This window comes from Staphylococcus cohnii species complex 1663 (assembly GCF_041008415.1).
Taxonomy (GTDB): Bacteria; Bacillota; Bacilli; order Staphylococcales; family Staphylococcaceae; genus Staphylococcus; species Staphylococcus ureilyticus.
This window is the reverse complement of the sequence record NZ_JBFDVL010000002.1, coordinates 336,891-359,553: the sequence shown is the minus strand read 5'-3', so window position 1 is coordinate 359,553 and position 22,663 is coordinate 336,891. Positions and strand designations below refer to the sequence as shown.

20 protein-coding genes are annotated in these 22,663 nt (G+C 32.6%); 12 read left to right on the top strand and 8 right to left on the bottom strand.

What is annotated here, in order from left to right:
- Nucleotides 1-161: 161 nt before the first annotated feature.
- Nucleotides 162-1,073, bottom strand: a complete 912-nt coding sequence (locus AB1J10_RS03660) for a biosynthetic peptidoglycan transglycosylase (protein WP_064208831.1) — start codon at nucleotides 1,071-1,073, stop codon at nucleotides 162-164.
- A gap of 397 nt (nucleotides 1,074-1,470) precedes the next feature.
- On the opposite strand from AB1J10_RS03660, the gene tyrS reads away from it, so the two are divergent.
- Nucleotides 1,471-2,733, top strand: coding sequence for a tyrosine--tRNA ligase (gene tyrS, locus AB1J10_RS03655; protein WP_107391384.1), 1,263 nt, complete (start codon nucleotides 1,471-1,473; stop codon nucleotides 2,731-2,733).
- 120 nt (nucleotides 2,734-2,853) lie between these two features.
- On the opposite strand, the gene AB1J10_RS03650 is transcribed toward tyrS, so the two are convergent.
- Nucleotides 2,854-4,140: a S1C family serine protease gene (locus AB1J10_RS03650; protein WP_107365447.1), complete on the bottom strand. Its 1,287-nt coding sequence runs from the start codon at nucleotides 4,138-4,140 to the stop codon at nucleotides 2,854-2,856.
- Nucleotides 4,141-4,306: 166 nt separating this feature from the next.
- Here AB1J10_RS03650 and AB1J10_RS03645 point away from each other — a divergent pair, with 166 nt between their 5' ends.
- The 3 genes from AB1J10_RS03645 (at nucleotide 4,307) to AB1J10_RS03635 (ending at nucleotide 7,949) form a co-directional block, all read left to right on the top strand.
- A complete protein-coding gene (locus AB1J10_RS03645; RefSeq protein WP_046206839.1) occupies nucleotides 4,307-4,927 on the top strand; it encodes a lysophospholipid acyltransferase family protein in 621 nt (206 codons plus the stop codon).
- Nucleotides 4,928-5,091: 164 nt separating this feature from the next.
- Complete coding sequence (gene nagE / locus AB1J10_RS03640; RefSeq protein WP_064208834.1) at nucleotides 5,092-6,588, top strand: N-acetylglucosamine-specific PTS transporter subunit IIBC; 1,497 nt, start codon at nucleotides 5,092-5,094, stop codon at nucleotides 6,586-6,588.
- 239 nt (nucleotides 6,589-6,827) lie between these two features.
- On the top strand, nucleotides 6,828-7,949 hold the full coding sequence (locus tag AB1J10_RS03635; RefSeq protein ID WP_107365448.1) for an HAD family hydrolase: 1,122 nt from the start codon (nucleotides 6,828-6,830) through the stop codon (nucleotides 7,947-7,949).
- A gap of 409 nt (nucleotides 7,950-8,358) precedes the next feature.
- On the opposite strand, the gene serA is transcribed toward AB1J10_RS03635, so the two are convergent.
- The 3 genes from serA to AB1J10_RS03620 form a co-directional block, all read right to left on the bottom strand.
- Nucleotides 8,359-9,975: a phosphoglycerate dehydrogenase gene (serA, locus tag AB1J10_RS03630; protein ID WP_107365449.1), complete on the bottom strand. Its 1,617-nt coding sequence runs from the start codon at nucleotides 9,973-9,975 to the stop codon at nucleotides 8,359-8,361.
- Nucleotides 9,968-11,128, bottom strand: a complete 1,161-nt coding sequence (locus AB1J10_RS03625) for a pyridoxal-phosphate-dependent aminotransferase family protein (RefSeq protein WP_046206843.1) — start codon at nucleotides 11,126-11,128, stop codon at nucleotides 9,968-9,970. The genes serA and AB1J10_RS03625 overlap by 8 nt, the downstream gene beginning before the upstream one ends.
- A 164-nt stretch (nucleotides 11,129-11,292) precedes the next feature.
- A complete protein-coding gene (locus AB1J10_RS03620; RefSeq protein WP_046206844.1) occupies nucleotides 11,293-11,733 on the bottom strand; it encodes an SACOL1771 family peroxiredoxin in 441 nt (146 codons plus the stop codon).
- Nucleotides 11,734-11,811: 78 nt separating this feature from the next.
- On the opposite strand from AB1J10_RS03620, the gene AB1J10_RS03615 reads away from it, so the two are divergent.
- Nucleotides 11,812-12,555, top strand: a complete 744-nt coding sequence (locus tag AB1J10_RS03615; protein WP_369003006.1) for a glycerophosphodiester phosphodiesterase — start codon at nucleotides 11,812-11,814, stop codon at nucleotides 12,553-12,555.
- 138 nt (nucleotides 12,556-12,693) lie between these two features.
- Here AB1J10_RS03615 and AB1J10_RS03610 read toward each other — a convergent pair whose 3' ends face one another.
- The 3 genes from AB1J10_RS03610 to AB1J10_RS03600 form a co-directional block, all read right to left on the bottom strand.
- Nucleotides 12,694-13,200: a GNAT family N-acetyltransferase gene (locus AB1J10_RS03610; protein WP_046206846.1), complete on the bottom strand. Its 507-nt coding sequence runs from the start codon at nucleotides 13,198-13,200 to the stop codon at nucleotides 12,694-12,696.
- Between the two features lie 252 nt (nucleotides 13,201-13,452).
- Nucleotides 13,453-14,055, bottom strand: a complete 603-nt coding sequence (gene rpsD, locus AB1J10_RS03605) for a 30S ribosomal protein S4 (protein ID WP_019468598.1) — start codon at nucleotides 14,053-14,055, stop codon at nucleotides 13,453-13,455.
- A gap of 254 nt (nucleotides 14,056-14,309) precedes the next feature.
- Nucleotides 14,310-14,774, bottom strand: a complete 465-nt coding sequence (locus AB1J10_RS03600) for a GAF domain-containing protein (protein WP_046206847.1) — start codon at nucleotides 14,772-14,774, stop codon at nucleotides 14,310-14,312.
- A 224-nt stretch (nucleotides 14,775-14,998) separates the two neighbouring features.
- On the opposite strand from AB1J10_RS03600, the gene ezrA reads away from it, so the two are divergent.
- The 7 genes from ezrA (at nucleotide 14,999) to tpx (ending at nucleotide 22,552) form a co-directional block, all read left to right on the top strand.
- Nucleotides 14,999-16,690: a septation ring formation regulator EzrA gene (gene ezrA, locus AB1J10_RS03595; RefSeq protein WP_107520564.1), complete on the top strand. Its 1,692-nt coding sequence runs from the start codon at nucleotides 14,999-15,001 to the stop codon at nucleotides 16,688-16,690.
- Between the two features lie 298 nt (nucleotides 16,691-16,988).
- On the top strand, nucleotides 16,989-18,125 hold the full coding sequence (locus AB1J10_RS03590) for a cysteine desulfurase family protein (RefSeq protein ID WP_107365452.1): 1,137 nt from the start codon (nucleotides 16,989-16,991) through the stop codon (nucleotides 18,123-18,125).
- A complete protein-coding gene (thiI, locus tag AB1J10_RS03585) occupies nucleotides 18,122-19,345 on the top strand; it encodes a tRNA uracil 4-sulfurtransferase ThiI (RefSeq protein ID WP_107365453.1) in 1,224 nt (407 codons plus the stop codon). The genes AB1J10_RS03590 and thiI overlap by 4 nt, the downstream gene beginning before the upstream one ends.
- Nucleotides 19,346-19,425: 80 nt before the next feature.
- A complete protein-coding gene (locus AB1J10_RS03580; protein WP_107365454.1) occupies nucleotides 19,426-20,202 on the top strand; it encodes a sulfite exporter TauE/SafE family protein in 777 nt (258 codons plus the stop codon).
- A gap of 224 nt (nucleotides 20,203-20,426) precedes the next feature.
- On the top strand, nucleotides 20,427-21,419 hold the full coding sequence (sppA, locus tag AB1J10_RS03575; RefSeq protein WP_107365455.1) for a signal peptide peptidase SppA: 993 nt from the start codon (nucleotides 20,427-20,429) through the stop codon (nucleotides 21,417-21,419).
- Between the two features lie 9 nt (nucleotides 21,420-21,428).
- A complete protein-coding gene (locus AB1J10_RS03570) occupies nucleotides 21,429-21,968 on the top strand; it encodes an RDD family protein (RefSeq protein WP_046206854.1) in 540 nt (179 codons plus the stop codon).
- A gap of 89 nt (nucleotides 21,969-22,057) precedes the next feature.
- Nucleotides 22,058-22,552 (top strand): thiol peroxidase, encoded by a 495-nt coding sequence (tpx, locus tag AB1J10_RS03565; protein ID WP_046206855.1) that lies wholly within the window; start codon nucleotides 22,058-22,060, stop codon nucleotides 22,550-22,552.
- Nucleotides 22,553-22,663: the final 111 nt, after the last annotated feature.

The following is a 22,663-nucleotide window of genomic DNA, read 5'->3' as shown; positions in this document are numbered from 1 at the left end:
ATCAGTGAGACTAAATAAAAACACTTTCGTTGGATTCGTTTTAAATGAATCATTCGAAAGTGTTTTTCTATGTGCAATGTTGTTTATCTTAGAGATATAAAAACTAACTCATTTACGTATGGATTAGTCTTTACTTTGGTAAAATATATTAATGAATAATTTTATTTAGTCATTAAATGAGATTTAATATCATAATTTTCTGCACGTCTATAATCATAAAGGGTAATTTCATCTTCTACTAACATACGTTTTAATACATAATGCTGTCTATTTAAACTGACTTGGATTTGATCACTAGGTTTAAGTGAGCCATCTTCATTATAGGGTGTGTAATAGTAGGGACTTTGTAATAACCCAACTAAATAAGCAGATTCAGCAATATTCAAATCCTCAGCAGGTTTGCCAAAAATACTATAAGCAGCTGAACCTATCCCAGAAATATTTGTGCCATTATAATCACGACCAAAAGGAACAATATTTAAATATGTATATAAAATTTCATCTTTAGTCAGTATTTTTTCAGCACGCATTGAGAGTACTAGTTCATTTGCTTTTCGGTTATATGTTTTTTTATTGGTTAAAACTTGATTTTTAACAAGTTGTTGTGTAATTGTACTACCGCCCGTAGCATCCATCGAATTAAATATATCTTGACCAATCGCCCTTAAAACGGCTTTAGGTAAAATACCATTATGTTGAAAGAACAAGCTGTCTTCTGAAGCGGTTAATGCTTTGATCACATTACTATTAACATGTTTTGGACCAACGATAAGTGTATTAATAGAATTGTTATATTCTGATAAAATGTTATCACTTTTATAATCAATATCTTCATTACCAGACACATTTAATAATTTATGTTTTAATTCATTATCTGACATATGCGTTGCTTCTTTTGTTAAATTTTGAAAATAAAGTACAGATATTGCGAGTAAGATAACCAAAGAACAGCTAAATATGAAAAACAAACCTACGAAAAAGTGTTTGATTTTTTTATAAATAAATTCAAACTGTTCCAGTCTAGTAAGTTGTTTATTTTTATGATTGTCTATATCAAACGTCTGTTTTTCCATAGTGGTCCTCCTTAGCTAAACAGTATTATAACATAATACAGAGTGTTGACTTTTAAAATAGAATTAAATATAATTAATATCAATTCGATATCGTTTTTGGATAGAGGAGAAGTAATATATTGTATCATCTTCAGAGAGTTAGTGATTGCTGCGAACTAACGTTGGTCTTTATATGAATACACCTTTATAGCGTAATTATCCAAACGTTTTAGTTAATGAACGTATCATTAATAAAGTTGTTTGACTTAAAGTATGGTGGTACCGTGCATATGCGCCCTTACATAATTATGTAAGGGCGCTTTTTTGCATTTTCTGAGATTATTTTCTTGAATCATAGAAGTGATGCAAATAAAGCCTATTCAAAACTTTATCAATATTTAATTAGGAGGTTGATATCATGACAAATGCATTAATTGAAGAATTAAAATGGAGAGGCTTAATTTATCAACAAACGGATGAAACAGGTATTGAAAATTTATTAAATAAAGAACAAGTTACGTTATACTGTGGTGCCGATCCAACTGCAGATAGTTTACACATTGGTCATTTATTGCCGTTCTTAACTTTACGTCGTTTTCAAGAGCATGGTCATCGACCACTTGTGTTAATTGGTGGCGGTACTGGAATGATAGGTGACCCATCTGGTAAATCAGAAGAAAGAAAGTTACAAACTGAGGAACAAGTTGAAACCAATGTACAAGGTATTAGTAAACAAATGCATAAAATTTTTGAATTTGACACAAATAAAGGTGCAAAACTAGTTAATAATAAAGATTGGCTTGGACAAATATCATTAATTGAATTTTTACGTGATTATGGTAAACATGTCGGTGTAAATTACATGCTAGGCAAAGATTCTATTCAAACGCGTTTAGAACACGGTATTTCATTTACAGAATTTACTTACACAATTTTACAAGCAATTGATTTCGGACATCTTAATCAAACATACAATTGTAAAATTCAAGTGGGCGGTTCAGACCAATGGGGCAATATCACTAGTGGTATTGAACTCATGCGTCGTATGTATGGAGAAAATGAAGCATTTGGTCTAACGATTCCTCTAGTAGTTAAATCTGATGGTAAAAAATTTGGTAAAACAGAAGGTGGAGCAGTATGGTTAGATGCTGACAAAACAAGTCCTTATGAATTCTACCAATTTTGGATTAATTCAACAGATGAAGATGTTATTAAATTTTTAAAATACTTCACATTTTTAAGTCAAGCAGAAATAAATGATTTAGAAAAATCATTGCAAGAAGCACCGCATTTACGAGAAGCACAAAAAGCATTAGCTGAAAATGTAACTAGATTTATTCATGGCCAAGATGCATTAGATGATGCAATTAGAATTTCACAAGCGTTATTTTCAGGTGATTTGAAATCACTTTCAGCTAAAGAATTAAAAGAAGGATTTAAAGATGTACCACAAGTTGACTTAAACCACACGACTTCGAACATTGTTGAAGCCATTGTTGAAACGGGCATATCTTCATCTAAAAGACAAGCACGTGAAGACATAAATAATGGTGCGATTTATATAAACGGTGAAAGACAACAAGATGTAAATTATGAATTGTCAGATGAAGATAAGATCGATAATGCATTTACAATTGTGCGTAGAGGTAAGAAAAAATACTTTATGATTAATTATAAATAAGGACATTTTTAATCGTAAGAGTTGAAAGATAAAAAGGAGTTTGGACATTATTGATGTCCAAACTCCTTTATTTAAAGATTAAAACAAGTGCTCTGATTGCTTACATATTAATACATTTTATTAATTAAAAGGGACGACTTCTTCTTTAGATGAGTCTGTGCTATTGGACTTTTGTTCTGTTAATTTCACATCTACGCTTTGTGTTTTTCCTTTTCTTTCAATTGTTAGATTAACATTGTCACCTGGTTTTTTATGTTCATATAAATAAGAGCGTAGTTCTGTATCTTCTTGGACTTTTTCATCATCTATTTTTGTAATAATGTCGCCTTCTTTTAGTCCACTATCAGTATATACTTTGGCTACATATATACCTTGTTTTCTATCCGTATTTAATTGTTTTTTATACTCATCTGGTATTTCACTTAAATTTAGTAAACCAATACCGATAGAAGGGCGATCAATTTTTCCGTTTTTAACGAGTTCCTTAATTGTAACTTTCACTTCGTTACTAGGTATAGCGAAACCAATACCTTCAACTTGTTCATTCGCTATTTTCATAGAATTTATACCTACTAAATTCCCATTTAAATCTACTAACGCACCACCAGAATTACCAGGGTTAATGGCTGCATCTGTTTGTAGTACATTTACTTTGTTCGCACCTGCTGATGTTTGCGTATCAATGGTACGTTCACTTGCTGAAATAATACCTGATGTTACAGAATTTGCGAATTCTAAACCAAGTGGGTTACCCATTGCAAATACGCTGTCACCAGTTTTTACTTTAGAAGAATTTGCAAAGTCTATCGCTTTTGTACCTTTGGTATCATCAATTTTTAATACAGCAATATCAGTAAGTGCATCTTTGCCTATTAATTTCGCATCTACTTGATTAGAGTTATGTAATTGTACTTTAATTTCACTAGCACCATCGATTACGTGATTATTTGTAACAATATATGCGGATCCATTGTTTTTTTGATAAATCACACCAGAACCCACGCCAGCTTCTTCTGATTTAGCAGATTTTCCTTTAAGTAAGTCATCTAAATTTTGAGCTTTTTGCATATTGATGACACCAACAATTGCAGGTGACACATCTGTAATCATTTGATTCACAGAATCATACTTATCACTTTTACCATCTAATGAATTACCAGCATTATTGTTATTATTCGCTTCTTTAACAGTTGAACCGTTATCTTCCAAAACTGTATTTTCCATTACTTTACCAATACCTAAGACGATGAGTGCACCTATGATACCAGCTATGAGTGCAACAAGTACAGTTTTGAACCATGGAAATTTTGGTTTTGTTCGTTTACTAAATGTTGGTCGGCTGTAATTTGATGTTTGCGCATCAGGTTGTTTATTGTTTGTATTTTGATCATTGTTCAAATCTGACATATTATACCTCCGATTTATTCTTTAACTCCTATTATGAAAGCTTTGTCCAACTTTTTCTAGTATATCACTATACAACTTTAGACTGAAATATAAATTATCTTGTTCATTAATGCACTAAATGATAGAATCAATAAGGTAATATAAGGTGAAAAAAGTAGGTGGAAAAATGTATAGATTTATTAGCAGTATATTAAATTTAATTATACGTAAAATATGTAAATCATTAGAAGTGCAAGGGGAAGAAAATATTCCTCAATTACATAGGTATGTCGTCACTTGTACTCACGAAAGTTACAATGAAGTCATTATGTTAGGTATGGCTATTTATCCAAATCAAATTCATTATATGGCCAAAAAAGAGTTGTTTAATAATAAGTGGTTCGGTGGATTTTTAAGTTCACTTAATGCTTTTCCAGTCGACAGAGAAAATCCTGGTCCAAGCACGTTGAAAAAGCCAATTAAATTATTAAAAGAAAATAAAACAGTTGGTATTTTTCCAACTGGCCATCGTATGAAATATGACGAAGGTTCACCGATGAAACGAGGTGCAGTTACAATTGCTATGATGGCGCAAGCACCCATCTTACCAGCGGCATATATAGGTCCCAAAAAAATTCAGGGCTTAATCACAGGCAAATCAATTATTAAATTTGGTGAACCTATCGACACTAAAAATTTACCAAAAGATATGAAACGAAATGAAAAATTAGAATATTTAACAAAAGAATTGGAAAAAAGAACAATTCAATTACAAAATGAATTAAATGCGTCTGTAGCACATAAATAATTCATTTTACTCATTTTGAATCTTATTTTATATACGAAATTTATAAGACTTGTGTTATTATGGAACTGTACAATGACAACAAGTATAACGCTTTCATTCACCACGTGGACATTTTGTACATGTGGTGATTTTTTGGGTAATTTATTGGGAAATGGGGAATGATTATGTATAGTTTCTTTCAACGTTTGGGAAGATCGCTCATGTTGCCAGTTGCAGTGTTACCAGCAGCTGCTATTATCGTTGGTATTGGTAATGCATTAACAGCACTTGGTATACTGCCAACCATAGCTGCGTTCTTTTCTACAGCAGGTTCAACGATACTAGGGCAACTAGGAATATTATTTGCAATTGGGGTCGCTTTAGGTATGGCGAAAAAAAATGACGGAGCAGTGGCGCTTGCTGCAGCTGTTGGTTTCTTCTTAACAACCGTCGTGCTTAGTCCTGAAAAATTAGCACCATTATTGGGTGTAAAAGAAACAGGAGTAAATGAAGCGTTCGAACAAATGAATAATCAAAACGTCTTAATCGGTTTGATTATCGGTTTAGTTGCTGCATATACGTATAACAGATTTAGTAAAACAGAACTGCCAACAGCGTTATCGTTCTTTAGTGGTAAACGTTTGGTACCTATTTTAACTGCATTCTTTAGTATATTTATCGCGGTTATTATGTTGTTTGTTTGGCCAGTTGTGTACTCAGCAATTGTTGCATTTGGAACATGGATATTAGATTTAGGTCCTGGTGGTGCATTTTTATATGGCTTTTTCAACCGTTTGTTAATACCGACAGGATTACACCATGCATTGAATGCAGTATTTTGGTTTGATTTAGCAGGTATTAATGATATCGCTAAATTCCAAACGGGTGATGGTGCCGTTAAAGGTATTACAGGACGCTATATGGCTGGTTTCTTCCCAGTAATGATGTTTGGAATCCCAGCAGCAGCATTAGCGATGTATCATACTGCTGAGACAAAACAGAAAAAAAGAGTTTATGGCTTAATGTTTGGTGGAGCGATTTCAGCATTTTTCGTTGGCGTGACTGAGCCAATCGAATTTTCATTTATGTTTGTAGCACCAATACTATTTGTCATTCATGCACTATTAACTGGTTTATCTCTGTTTATTGCAGCGCTATTCCACTGGACGGCAGGGTTCTCATTTAGTGCGGGGTTAATTGACTTTTTACTATCTCTGATTAATCCAGTAGCAAATCATCCACTGATGTTAATGGTTCAAGGCGTAGTGTTCTTTGTGATTTATTATGTTGTATTTAGATTAGCGATAAAATGGTTGAAACTTAATACACCTGGTCGTGGTGATAACTTACTACCTGACCCGACATCAGAAGAAGCTACAACAGGTGACACTGCAGATTCAGCTGAGTCTGAAGGGGAGTTACAGAAAAATAAGTATTCAAAAACGGCTAGTCAAATTGTAGAAGGTCTTGGTGGCAAAGAAAACATTACTTCTTTAACAAATTGTGCTACTCGTTTACGTATGGAACTCAATGATAATAGTATTATTGATGAAACTAAGATAAAAAGTGCTGGTGCAGTAGGTGTTACAACAAGCGGTAAGCACAACACCCAAGTTATCATTGGGACGCAAGTACAACAAGTAGCAGACGAAATGGAAGCACAACTAGAAGATCATAGTTAGATAGACGTCGTTTGAAAGTTTTATTATAAAGTTGTAGCAATTCATACAATCACGTTTGGAAATTAGCGATAAGTACATGTTATCGTTTCATTTTCAAGCGTGATTTTATTTTCAAATTAATTTCATGAAATTAATAATATATTTCTATATATATCTTTTGGAAATACATTGCTCTTTTCATATGTAAATAGTACGATATACTAGTATCAGAATTTTCTGATTAAAGGAGAGGAACTAAGATGAAGTCGGTATTATTTGATGTTGATGGTGTGTTTTTAAGTGAAGAAAGGTGCTTTGATGTATCTGCATTAACGGTTTATGAAATGTTAATGAGTAAAGATTATATTGCTATTGACCCGTCTATAGATTTTCATGAACTGGGTGATGAGCAAATTTCTGAAATAAGAGATATTGTCTTCTACCATGATGAGATCTTAACAAAGTTAAAATCTTTAGGGTTGAATTCAAACTGGGATATGTTATTTATTGTTATTGCATTACATTACATTGATTTATGCAAATCACTTACTCAAGAGGAATTGTCTATTGCATTGAATTCAAAAAGCTTTAGTGAACAAACGCTACAATTTCTCGGTGATCATATTTCTGATATTGAGCTTAATTTTGAATTACCACTTTCATTTTTAGATGGTTTAAGTTCTGGTAAAGAAAATATATATCAAGCATTAATTGAACATGCAAAAGTACAGTTAAATACAAAAGATGCTGAATTATTTGAGTTGAAAAGTCCTTTCTGGACGCTAGCACAAGAAATATATCAGGAATGGTATTTAGGTTGCGAATTATATCATGAAGTAGAACAGAAACAACAGCGCACTGACTTTAAAAAAGGCTATATATATCAAGAGGTAGTGCTTAGACCTGTTAGTGAAATCAAGCAATTGTTAGAAGATTTAAAAGAGGCTGGTTACCAAATTGCCATTGCTACAGGCCGACCACGTACTGAGACAATCGTTCCATTTGAAACATTAGGGATTAAATCATTTTTTGACGATTTACATATTGTGACTGCTAGTGATGTATTGATTGCAGAAGAACATTTTCCTGATTTAAAGCCGCTAGGGAAACCCAATCCATTTAGCTATTTAGCAACGCTAGATGGTAATGATTTGCAACATTATAAAAAATATGCAACAAATCAAGAAAATCGTGTAAACCCAGATGAAGTATTTATTGTTGGTGATTCATTAGCTGATTTATTAAGTGCGAAAAAGATAGGTGCAACTTTTATCGGTCCTTTAACCGGTTTGAAAGGACAAAATGCACGTGAGGAATTAGAAAGCTATGATGCTGAATATATTGTCGATCATGTTGGTGAAATTCGAGATATCTTATTATAATACAAATATTGAAGATTGAAGAATATAAGGGATATTAATATATATTTACACCTTGTTAACGCTGATTACGATTAATGACTTACAGGGTTTACTTGAACTAAAGCGCATATAGAAATAGTTAGGGATGATATGAGCGAGAGACTACAGGCTCGAGCCATATCCTCAGGCAAGCATGTACGATTAAAATCGTAGTATTTTAAATATAAAGAGGGGCAATCCATATTAAGGATTGCCCCTCTTATTTTGAGAATGGGGATTTAAGTCCCAGCCTTTATTTTTCTGCTATTTATGTCCAGACGCTTAAATAGTATTTCATATGAATAAGACAGTTAATAATAGTTCAAATTAAATGTATCTTGATAAAAAGTTGACAGGACAATCATTTTGTTGTCCTGTCAGTTTATTATTGTTAAATATTGTAATTTTCATTAGCTGCAACATCTAATTCTACACTTCTTATTAGATTAAATCCTTCAATTTCATACAAAGCATCGATTACATCTTGTGTTACAGGATGATCAATCGATAAAATCATCAACGCATTACCACCTTGGTTTGTGCGCCCTAAATGCATAGAAGCGATATTGATATTGTATTCACCTAATATTTGTCCTGTACGTCCTACAATACCTGGTCTATCGTTATGATTGATAACCAATTGATGTTTTTCAGGTTTGAAATCAACAGGGTATTCATTAATACGTACGATTCTTGGGCCATAGCCATTTAGTACAGTTGCACCAATTTTAATTTGTGTGTCTTTATTAATTAAAGTTAATTCAATATAATTGCTAAATCCACGATGTTTGGTATCTTTTTCTATATTATATGATACACCTTGCTCATTTAGTAATACTAAGGCATTTATTAAGTTGACACGTTCTGCTAAATCTTGGCGTAATACACCTGATACAAGGGTTCTAGTAAGTAAACTTGTATCATCCAGTGCGATATCCCCTTTATATTTAATTTGTAACTCACGAGGGGCTTTTTCCAATAATTGAATACCTACTTCACCAGTTAATTTACTTAATTCAATATATGGCTTTAATTCATCATTAATTTCATTGAAGGACATTTTTGGTGCGTTAATCGCATTAACGACATTACCGTTTTCAAATATGTCTATGATTTCATTGGCAACGGAGACTGCAACTTTTTCTTGTGCTTCAACAGTGGATGCACCCAGGTGTGGTGTGACGATGATTTTATCATGCGCAACAAGTGGTGATTCAGTTGCAGGTTCGCTTTCAAATACATCAATTGCAGCGCCCTGAATTTGATTAGTATCTAATGCTTCGACAAGCGCATCTTCATCAATGATACCTCCGCGCGCAACATTGATAATTTGAAGGGTCGGTTTTGCTTTTTCAAAAAATGCTTTATCTACAATACCTTTTGTTTTTGGAGTCAGCGGTGTATGCACTGTTACAAAATCTGCTTGTTCAGCAATTTCATCAACTGTAGCACGTGTCACATTAAGTTCTTTAGCTTTGTCTTCTGACAGATAAGGATCAAAAGCAAGTATGTTCATACCAAAGCTTTGTGCACGTTTTGCTACACCAATTCCAATTCTCCCAGCACCAATAACACCTAATGTTTTATTATAAAGTTCAGTGCCTCTATAAGCTTTACGATCCCATTTACCATTTTTTAATGATTGGTGGGCTTGAGGGACGTTACGTGCCATGGATAAAATCATTGCCATCGAATGTTCAGTAGCTGAAATTGTATTCCCATCAGGTGCATTAATAACGATAACACCATGTTTAGTAGCAGCTTCTACATCAATATTATCCACACCAACACCTGCACGTGCGATGACTTTTAAGTTTGGTGCAGCAGCAATGATATTAGATGTGACTTGTGTTTGGCTACGTACAATCAGTCCCTCATAGTTAGGAATGATTTCAGCTAATTCTGTTTCATTCAAATCAGTTTGAATGTCGACATTAAAATCGCTATGATCTGTTAAATTTTTTAAACCATCTGGTGAAATTGGATCTGAAACTAAAATTTTATACATATGCTTTTACGACCTCCATATATTGTGTGATAGCTTTACCAACATAAGATTCATTTCTAAATTCTGACAATAGTATTTCTAACGCTGATACAACTTGTAAAATATCAAAAGGCGATATTTGCCCCATATGGCCAATACGTAATATTTGGCCTTTTAAATGACCCTGGCCACCAGCAATTGTAATGGCAAATCTATTTTTTAATTCACTCTTAATATAGTTGAGTTCATCTTTAGATTTTGGAGTGAACGCAGTGACAGTAGGAGACGCATAAACATCTTGAACCAATAATTCCAAATCTAATGCTTTCAATGCTTGTCTTAATCCATCCCTTATCGCATAATGCCTAGCAACAACTTGATCTAAACCTTCTGCATTGATTAGTTCGGCGTATGCGTTTACACCTCTAAATAAAGATACATTGGGTGTGAAAGGTGTTGAATGTTCAGCCAATGATTTTAAATATTTATTTAAATCTAAATAAAATCTAGGCGTTTCTACTGCGTTAAATCGTTCTTTTGCACGATTATTATAAGCTACAAATCCGAGACCGGGTGGAAGCATAATTGCTTTTTGACTACCTGAAACAAGTACATCGATATAATCCCGGTCTAAATCTACATCAACAGCTCCAATACAACTAACACCATCAACCACAAAATATATCGATGAATCAAAGTCGTTTAATGCTTTGCCAAGTTCATGAACAGGATGTAATACAGCCGTAGAAGTCTCGCAATATTGACTAAAGACTGCTGTGATTTCAGTGTTTAAAGATTTTAAAAAGTCGATAAAGTCAGGAACATTAACTGCTTGTCCCCATTCAACTTCAAATATATGTACATTATCGTAATAAGTTTCTGCAATTTGTTTAAATCTATTGCCAAATGCACCAGAAACAATTACAACGATGTCATCATCTGGATTTGCTATATTTAGCATACTCGCTTCAAGTACGCTGGTTCCACTTGAAGTAAGTATCATAACCTCATTTTTAGAACCAAAGATAGGTTTAAGTGATTTAAAAGCTTGTTCTGCGATTGCTTCAAAATCACTTGATCGATGTCCGACCATTGGTAATTGTGTAGCGTGTAATATATGTTCTGGTACAGGTGTTGGTCCTGGTGTAAGTAACAAAGGATGATAATATTTCATGTGTAATTCCCCCAATGCTTATGATTGTCAAGTTTAGCAAACTTTCAGAAAATATAAAAGTGTAAAAATTTAAAATAATTAAATATATTCAAATTTCTAATAATATGTAAGGGCATACATTGTTATTATAATCATATTCCGTCATACATAAAATGATTGCAAAATTATTTTAATATAGGTTCTATTTTGACGTCGACATTGCCTCTTATAGAATTTGAAATCATGCAATTATTGTCTGCAATCTTTAGTAACTTTGGTAGTTTCTTTTTTAATTGTTCTTTCTGTGTTGTATCTACATTTATTTCAGGATAATGTGTAATGGTATCCATTTTAAATTTGGCATTTTCAAATATAGCTAATCCAATAGTTGATTGTTGTATATCAATATTGGTAAAACCTGAGCGTTCTAATACAGCCGCAAGGGAAATGATATAACAAGATGATGCTGCGGATACTAATAACTCATCAGGATTCGTACCAGTTCCATTTCCGCCTAGACCTGCTGGGATAGATATTTGTTCATTCAAAATATCACCAGAAAGTTTACCGACTGATTCTCGTCCATCTTCCCATTTTGTAGTTACTTTAAATTGATGTTGGACCATTGCTTTGACCTCCATTGTTTTTATGATAACTTAAGTTTAGTGGATTCTAGTTTATAATGAAAGGGGAGGGCACTTTTTATGTCATTTGAATACGAAAAACATCATATAATGTTAGTTGCGCATCGTGGCTTGGCAATGGATTATCCAGAAAACACCAGTATTGCTATTCAAGCTGCCCTTCAAAGCAATGCAGATATTTTAGAGATAGATCTACATAAAACGCGGGATGGTCAGTTAGTTGTGATACATGATGACACTATTGACAGAACATCAAATGGTAGGGGGAAGGTTGGAGAACAAACACTTAATGATTTAAGACAATATGATTATGGTATAAATAGTAATCCAAGATATACCAAACAAACATTGCTGACATTTGATGAAGTATTAACATTAATCAAAGCATCGTCTCAGGCATTATTAATAGAAATGAAACAACCTAAAAATTATCCCGGCATTGAAAATGATTTAATAGATAAACTAAAGCAATACGAGCTAGATAAAAATCAAGTGATCATTCAATCTTTTGATCAAAATTTTATAAAACAACTATATCTGAAGCATTATGGCTATCGATTAGGTGTTTTAATAAGCAAAAAACGATATTGGTATAAAATGCCATCTTTTAAAAAAATAGCTGAATATGCTGACTATGTTAATCCGCACTACTCATTAGTGACTGAAGCGTTTATGAAGAAGGCACATTACTATGGATTGAAAGTAATGCCTTATACTGTTAATGAAAAAAGGCAGGCAATAAAACTGATACGTATTCGTGTAGATGGTCTTATTTCTGACAAACCACATCGTTTATTTTGTTAATTCAATGATTACCTGAGCTAAAGTACATGCATAAGTCCCACTCACCCAACAAGTTGAGAAGTGGTTTTAAGGATTACCTGAGCTAAAGCTCATGCATAACCCCCACTAACTCAACAAGTTGAGAAGTGGGGGTTACATTTATTTTTGTTGATTAATCCAATCATCTCTTAAAAGACCCATTACATGGCAATCATTATATTTACCTCGTGTATAGAAATGTTCTTGTAAGGTACCTTCAATTTTAAAGTTTTGTTTTTGGTAAATATGTACAGCTTTTTCGTTCGTAACGTCTACAAATAAATATATTTTATGAAGGTTTAACACTAAAAAGGCATAATCTATGGCCATTTTAAATGCTTGAGAGGCATATCCTTTACCACCATATTGTTCATCTACGATAATTTGTATTTCGCAATTACTATGTATAAAATCAATTTCTACCAATTCAACCACGCCGATACGCTCAGAATCATTTTCGATAATAAATCTTCTTTCAGATTCATCTAATAGATGCTTTTTATAGAGTGATTGTAACTCACTTAAAGATTGATATGGTTCTTCAAACCAATAAGACATAATGGAATATTCATTATTTAAATGATGTACAAAGTCCAAATCTGTTTCTTCTAAAGCTCTAATTTTCAATGTTAACACTCCTTTTTACTAAATATAAACAAAGTGAAGAAAAATGTAAAATTGAAAAGAAGTACAGCGGAAGGTCTTTTAATTTCCTTTAGCATTAAGTGGATACAATGGGGGTATCTTGAAACCTTTCAATATGTTAACGTTTATTATTATTTTAGGTTAGAAATGATTGCGTAATGAGTCAATATCTACAAATTTGGATACAAAAAAACACCGACAAAAAAATTTGTCGATGTTTTAATAGAAAACTTATTATCTTGAGTAGTACTCAACGATAAGTTGTTCATTGATTTCAGCTGGTAATTCACTACGTTCAGGAATGCGAATGAATTTACCTTTTAAGTTGTCTGCATCAAACTCTAAGTAATCAGGTACAAAGTTGTTGATTTCAACAGATTCAGCAATGATATCTAATTTAGCAGATTTTTCACGTACTGAAACTTCTTGTCCTGGTTTAAGTGTGTATGATGGGATATCAACACGTTTACCGTCAACTTCGATATGACCATGGTTAACGATTTGACGTGCTTGACGACGTGTACGAGCTAAACCTAATGAATATACAACTGCATCTAAACGTGCAGCAAGTAATTGCATGAAGTTTTCACCATGTACACCATGTTGGTTACCAGCAATTTCGAATGTGTTACGGAATTGTCTTTCAGTCATGCCATATAAATAACGTAATTTTTGTTTCTCACGTAATTGTAAACCATACTCTGACATTTTTTTACGTTGGTTAGGACCATGTTGTCCTGGTGCGTAAGGACGTTTTTCTAATTCTTTACCTGTGCCACTTAAAGAAATACCTAAGCGACGAGATTTTTTCCAGTTTGAACCTCTGAATCGAGCCATAAATAGACTCCTCCTTTTTCTTTTTTGTTGTTATGAAAAAACAAAAAAGAGTGTTGCATGCTTAATTGGATATATTGTTTTATGTGTCCTCGCCTCATAGCTACGGTTACACGGCACGCCCACTTTGGGAACAACATAGCGCCAATTAATATACAACTGCTAATTTCGTTTATTCACACAAAGAACATTGTACCATGATATATTAATCTGTCAATAGTTGACCTTGCGTTTGTTTGTAATAGAACAGGATTGGTTTATGATAATTGATTTTCAATGATAGCTACAATGTTTTCTAAGCCTTGCTTATCTTCATTATTGAAACGGTTTGTGATAGGTGCATCTATATCTAAAACACCTATGACATTGCTATCTTTATGAATAGGTATTACAATTTCAGATTTACTGTTAGCATCGCAAGCAATATGTCCAGGAAATGCATTTACGTCTGCTACTAATTGTGATTCATCTTTGGCAACAGCAGTACCACACACGCCTTTACCAATAGCGATATGTACACAAGCAGGGTGTCCTTGAAATGGACCAAGAATTAATTCGTTATCTTCTACTAAATAAAACCCTACCCAGTTAATTTGATCTAATGAATCATTTAACAGTGCAGATATGTTACTAAGGATGGCAATCATATTGGACTCATCTTCAATTAAACTTGAAACTTGCTTTTGTAATAAATCATAATTTGTTTCACTAACCTCTAGCATAAAAAAACCTCACTTTTTACTTTTCATTTAGTATAAAGACTGTTTTAATAGTAATCAATCAATTGATTTTAGAAGTTATTTTAAAATTATCGTTATACATATGATTAGGAAAGAAAGAACTTAATGACTAATTTTAAATAATTGAGATGATTCACTCATTTTCTCTTTAATGGGTAGGTATCTTACGTTATAATGAATAGTGATAAAATAGGAGGAGAAAACATATGGTATTGTATGTCATTTTAGCAATTATTGTCATTATACTGATTATTGTCGGTATATTATTCTATATGCGTTCCAACAATAGCCAAATAATTGAAAAGGCTGAAACGCGTAAAGTAAAAGTAGAACAATTACCCTATGATGAAAGTCTATCTCAATTGTCTGAGCTAACTTTAACAGGGGAGACAAAAACAACTTATAACAGTTTAAAACAAAATGCACTAGATAGTAAAAATCAATATTTATTACCAGTAGAAGAAAAAATTCATCATGCAGAAGGATTGCTTGATAAATTTAAATTTTCACAAGCTCAAACTGAGATTGATGAAGCACATGAATTGATGGATAAATATGAAGAAAACTACAATGAACTTACTTCAAAAGTTGAAAATATTTTAAATCTACATAAAGAAAGTGACCACCTATATGAAGCGTGTAAGGTGGATTATCGTGAAATGAAACGTGATGTGTTAGCTAATAGACATCAATTCGGTGAAGCAGCTGCTCCATTGGAACAAGAAATTGAATCATTTGTTCCAGAAATGGAAACATATGAAACATTAAAAGAGGACGGCAATTATAACCAAGCGTACAATCATATCAAAACACTTAATGAAGATATGAATTATCTTAAAAAAGATATGGATGAAATTCCTGAGTTGATTAGAGAAGCACAAAAAGAATTACCAGGACAATTCCAAGATTTAAAATATGGATGTCGCGACTTGAAAGTCGAGGGTTATGATTTAGATCATGTCAAAATTGATAGTTCATTACAGACGCTTAAAACAGAATTGAGTTTCGTTGAACCAATGATCAGTAGATTAGAATTAGACGAAGCAAATGATAAATTAAATAGTATTAATGATCGTCTTGATGAAATGTATGAATTAATCGAACATGAAGTAAAAGCAAAAAATGAAGTAGAAGAAACAAAAGAAGTTATCACTGATAATCTATTTAGAGCTAAAGAAATGAATTATACGTTACAAACTGAAATTGAATATGTGCGCGAAAATTATTATATAAACGAAAGTGATGTTCAAAATGTAAGACAGTTTGAAAATGAAATTCAGAGCATGATTTCAGTATATGATGAAATATTACAAGAAATGGCGAAATCAGCAGTAAGATATAGCGAAGTCCAAGATAACTTGAAATATATCGAAGAACATGTTGATGTCATCAATGAAAAACAAGAAAAACTACAAAATCATTTAATTCAACTTCGAGAAGATGAAGCAGAAGCAGAAGAAAATATCTTGCGTGTTCAAAGTAAAAAAGAGGAAGTTTATAGAAAACTCTTGGCCTCAAATTTACCGAGTGTACCTGAAAGATTCATCATTATGAAAAATGAAATAGATTATGAAGTGCGTGAAGTAAACAAAAAATTTAGTGTGAGACCCATCCATGTAAAACAACTTAAAGATAAAGTCTCTAAAGTGGTTCTACAAATGAATAAATTTGAAGATGAAGCAACAGATGTTCTCGTCAATGCAGTCTATGCTGAAAAATTGATTGAATATGGGAACCGCTATCGTAAAGAAAGTTCAAATATTGATAAAAGTCTTAATGAAGCAGAGCGTTTATTTAAAAATAATCGTTACAAACGCTCAATTGAAATATCTGAACAAGCGCTAGAGAGTGTAGAACCAGGTGTTACAAAACAAATTGAATCACAAGTTATTAACTAAATAATAGTAATGTTTTTGAGGCTGGAACATAAAATTGTTCCAGCCTCAAATAATTTTTTGGCGCTAGATGTTTGTATGAACAAATTATTAATATTTAATGATTATTTAAAAATTCATATAGACATTGATGAAGAAATTATATTTAAAAAACCATTTTCTGTCTTACTCTCTTTTCTTTTTAATAAAACCGAGTATAATGCTAAAAGGGAAACTTTAAAATAAGAAATGATATGTTGATATAAAAAATAAATATGAAAAATCCTTAAATATAAAATGATATAGAATTGGAGTGAAAACATTGATTTATCTTGATAATGCAGCGACAACGAAACCGCGACAAGACGTATTAGATACCTTTTTAAAAGTAAATGAATCGCTATATTTTAATCCAAACAGCCCACATAAAGCAGGTATACAAGCAGAGCAGTTATTACAACAATCAAAAGATCAAATTAAAGAACTATTTAAATTGGAAAAAGATTTTGATATTGTTTTTACAAGTGGCGCAACTGAATCCAATAATATTGCTATCAAAGGGATTGCCTACAAGAAAAGAGCATTTGCAAATGTCATAATCACTTCAGTTTTAGAACATCCCTCTGTTTTAGAGGTTGTTCGTTCATTAGAAAATGAAGGTTTCGATATAAAATATGTAAACGTGACTAAAGATGGACAAATTGATTTAGAACATTTGAAATCGTTGATGTCAGATAAGGTAGCTCTTGTAACGTGTATGCAAGTCAATAATATCATGGGACAAATTCAACCTATCGAAGCGGTGGCAAAAATTGTTCACCAATACCCTAAAGCACACTTACATGTTGATGCAGTACAAGCAATAGGTAAAATTGCGTTAGATTTTAAATCTGCTGACACAATGAGTTTAAGTGGTCATAAATTTCATGGCTTAAAAGGCCAAGGCCTTTTATTTGTTCGTAATTTACATCAAATTGAGCCAATTGTTCATGGCGGTGGTCAAGAATACGGACTTAGAAGTGGCACAGTCAATCTTCCTATTGATATAGCCATCGTGAAAGCTTTAAAAGTCGCTGTAAAAGAAAGTGCGCAACTATATGAAAAATTAAGTGAGTTCAATCAGGAAATCATCCAATTTTTAAATGAATTTAGTGGTGTAAAGGTTAATTCTCCTAGCGGCGCTTCACCACATATTTTGAATGTTGGTTTTCCCGGCGTGAAAGGTGAAGTATTAGTAAATGCATTTTCAAAATATGATATTATGCTATCTACTACAAGTGCTTGTTCATCCAAAAAGGCATCCTTGAACGAAGTACTTTTAGCAATGGATATCCCTAAAACGCAAATAGAGGGCAGTATCAGAATATCAATGGGTGCCAATACTACTACTGATGATATAGGTGATTTTAAGGAGAAATTTAATCTTGTATATGAAGAAGTGAAGGAGTTGTTAAAATGATTTATGAACACATTTTAGTGAGATATGGAGAGTTAACCTTAAAAGGTGCTAACCGTAAGATGTTTGTTAATAAATTACGTTCAAATGTTAAACGCGCATTAATGCCACTGCAAGGATATAAAGTCAAAGCCAATAGAGATAGAATGTACATTGAATTAGATGAAGGTGCAGATATTGAAGAAATGTGTCGCCGCTTAGAAAAAGTATTTGGTATTTATTCTATCAGTCCCGTATTGAAAATTGATAAAACAATAGAAGCAGTACGTGATATAGCTGTAAAATTTGCTCAAGGTTATGCAAATGGAGATACATTTAAGATTGATGTCAAACGCTCAGATAAAAACTTTTCGTTTGATACATATCAATTGCAAAAAGAACTCGGTGGAACCGTATTAAACGCAACTGATGATCTAACAGTAGATGTACACAACCCGAACCATACGATTAAAGTTGAGGTTCGATTAGACGCTATTTATGTTTATGATCAAGTCATTGCAGGATCTGGTGGATTACCAGTTGGTACGGGTGGTAAGACATTACTTATGTTATCCGGAGGTATAGATTCTCCAGTAGCTGGTATTGAAGTTATGAGAAGAGGTGTCACTGTAGAAGCCATTCATTTTCATAGTCCACCATTCACGAGTGAAAAGGCTAAAGATAAAGTAATTGAACTGACAAGAATTATGTCTGCGCATGTTGGTCCTATTAAATTGCATATTGTACCCTTCACTGCTTTACAAAAACAAATTAATAAAGTCGTACATGAGCGCTATACGATGACTTCAACACGTAGAATGATGATGAGGGTAGCGGATAAGCTTGTGCATGATATTGATGGACATGCCATCGTAAATGGTGAAAATTTAGGACAGGTTGCTAGTCAAACCCTTAAAAGTATGTATGCTATCAATCATGTGACATCTACACCAATCTTACGACCACTTTTAACATTAGATAAGGAAGAAATCGTGAAGAGAGCCAAAGAAATTGGTACATTTGAGACATCTATTCAGCCATATGAAGATTGTTGTACCATCTTTACACCTAAAAATCCTGCGACGGAGCCAGACATTGAAAAAGTCGAAAAATTTGAAGCGGTATATGATTTTGAACCTCTTGTACAAGAAGCATTTGAACAAATAGAAACTTTAACAATTACGCCAGACTATCAAAGTGAAAAAGATACTGAAACGCAAGCATTGGCAGATCATTTATTTTAATATTTACTTTGAGTATTCAATTCCATACGAACAACATGAGTTAATTAGACATAAGGATAAAACAGATAGGGGATGGAATCATGCTAGATTGGGATATTTCAATCGTACTTATAATTATACTTCTAGGATTTTTAGCGGCGTTTATTGATGCAGTTGCAGGTGGGGGCGGCTTAATTTCTATCCCGGCATTATTAGCTGTTGGTATGCCCCCCGCTATTGCATTGGGTACTAATAAATTAGCAAGTTCATTTGGCTCACTTACAAGTGCATTTCGTTTCTTGAGGTCGGGTAATGTCGATTTGAAGATAGTAGGAAAGTTATTTCCATTTGTATTTATTTTAGCAATATGTGGTGCTAGCGTTGCTACATTTCTACCCGCTGAACTGTTAAAACCATTGGTTATCATTATTTTGACGTTAGTGATGATTTATACGTTAGTTAAAAAAGATTGGGGAAATGTGCGTACATTTACAAAATTGTCGCTTGGTAAAGCAATCTTATTTATGAGTCTTATGTCACTCATAGGATTTTATGATGGTTTTTTAGGTGGTGGTACCGGCTCATTTATGCTTTTTATTTTACTTATGTTCGGTTTTGATTTTTTAAGTGCTGCCGGAAACGCGAAAGTATTAAATTTTGCTTCCAATTTAGGCGCTTTAATTTTGTTTATGATATTAGATCAGGTTGACTATTTTTATGGTTTAATTATGGCAGCAAGTATGATTTGTGGATCGTATGTTGGGGCAGCTTTTGCAATTAAAAAAGGTGTCAGTTATGTAAAAACTTTATTTATTGTAGTAACTGCCATATTGATTATTAAAAATGCTTACGATTACATAATGCAATTAATAAATTGATCATTTGGAAAAAGAATTTGCTATATTTCAAAGGTATTCAGATACGTGAACATGGCTGAGACAATTAATTGTCTCAGCTTCTTTTCATTTTAAATAGACACTCATACTAGCCTATTGCTATCTTAATCCTTTTTTATTTTCATATAATGGTATACATTATTGAATTGATTATGTTTAAATTGTATTTGAAACGATTGAAAAAATATTCTGGGAGTGAATACGTTATGTCGAAAAAGAGAATAATAGCAATAGTACTTGCCGTAATTATCGTGCTTGGTGGTATTGTTATGAGTTCGATATCTACTGTGATTTCTTCGCTTTTTAGTGAAGATAGTATGTCAGAAATAGATCCATTTACTGAAACGGTAGAATCAGAAGGCGATACTTCAAAACGCATTGTACACTTAACTTTAAATGGTGAAATTAGTGAGGGTACTGGTGAAGGAATGTTTGGAAGCTCTGGTTATAATCATGAAGCATTCCTTAAACAGTTGGATAAAGTTAAAAAAGATAGCTCGATTAAAGGTGTTTTATTAACCGTTAATACACCAGGCGGAGGTACATATCCAAGTGATGAAATTTATAAAAAAATTAAAGAAATAAAGAAAAAAAATAAAAAGGTTTATGTACATATGGATGCGATGGCTGCATCTGGTGGATATTATATATCTGCCCCTGCTGATAAAATATATGCTGGTCCACAAACGACTACTGGATCTATTGGCGTTATTATGTCAAACGTTGATTATTCTGGTTTACAAGAAAAATTAGGCGTTAAGGAAAATGTCATTAAATCTGGTGAACATAAAGATATTATGAGTAGTTCTCGAAAAATGACTAATGAAGAGAAAGATATCATGCAATCAGTATTAAATGATAGTTATGAAAGATTTGTTGGTATTGTTGCTAAAGGTAGAGATATGCCAGAAAAAAAGGTTAAAAAGTTAGCTGATGGACGTATATATAGTGCGCAACAAGCCGAAAAGAATGGTTTGATTGATGAAATTGGATATAACGATAATGCGTTAAAAGCACTTAAGAAAGACATAAAAGCAAAGGATGCTGAAGTGTTTAAATATAGTGAAGACGAAGGTTGGTTTAGTTCTATTTATTCAACTAAAACAACATTACATCAATTCAAAAATGAATTAAGTGAATTGAAATCAATTATAAGCAATGATACAGAAGCTGAACCTATGTATCTATATAAAGGTTAGGTGTATATAATGGAGCAGTATACAAATCAACAAACATTACAGTCAACCCCAGAAAATGATAAATCTGATATAGAAGCAATGTATCATGAACAATTAACAAAGTCTGTATATGCTAGTTTTGGTATAAGGTTTTGGAGTTTTATTATTGATTTACTCATTATATTTGGCATTCAAGGACTATTATTAAAACCGATATACCATTTTACGCAAATTGATGAACTTAAGTTATGGATTGATTATTTTAGCTTAGGTCACGTTTTAGATGCACTTGTATTTTATTTATATTTTGTATTATTAACTAAATTTTTCAAACAAACGATAGGTAAAATGATTTGTAACATTCGAGTAGAACGGATAGATCGTCAATCTCTTACATGGGCAGATGTGTTGTTTAGAGAATGGATTGGTCGTATTATAAGTGGCGTTTTATTTAACTTACCTTACTTGGTTGTTTTGTTTACAAATAAACACAAGGGTATCCATGATATCTTCGCTGATACAGTCGTAATCAGAAATAAATTTGAAAAGTTGTTTTATTTAAAAAAATAAATGTGAATTTTACTGAGCTATGAGTTTATTTTGATACGATAGATAGGTATACTATGGTTGTAAGAACTATTTAATAGGAGGCGTGCAATATGGCACAAATTACATTTAAACAAGAACCAGTAACACTATATGGTTCACAAGTAAAAAAAGGAGAATATGCTCCAAATTTTACTGTCTTAGACAATGATTTAAATGAAGTAACTTTAGAAAGTTATGACGGACATAAGAAATTAATTAGTGTTATTCCGTCTATAGATACAGGTGTTTGTGATCAACAAACACGTAAATTTAATGAAGAAGCTGCTAAGGAAGATGGTGTGGTTTTAACTATTTCTGTAGACTTGCCATTTGCACAAAAAAGATGGTGTGCTTCAAATGGTTTAGATAATGTAATCACTTTAAGTGATCATAGAAACTTATCTTTCGGTAAAACGTACGGCGTTGTTATGGAAGAATTGCGTTTATTAGCACGTTCTGTTTTTGTCTTAGATAAAAACAATAAAGTAGTTTATACTGAAATTGTTTCTGAAGGTACAAATTTCCCAGACTTTGATGCTGCTTTAGAAGCTTATCGTAATCTATAAATAATATAATATTGTCATATGATTAAACTAGTAAAACTCACAAAACAGTATCGTTGACATTATAAATTAAACTGTCCATAATTATTTGGTAATATAAGTTAGGGTACTGAC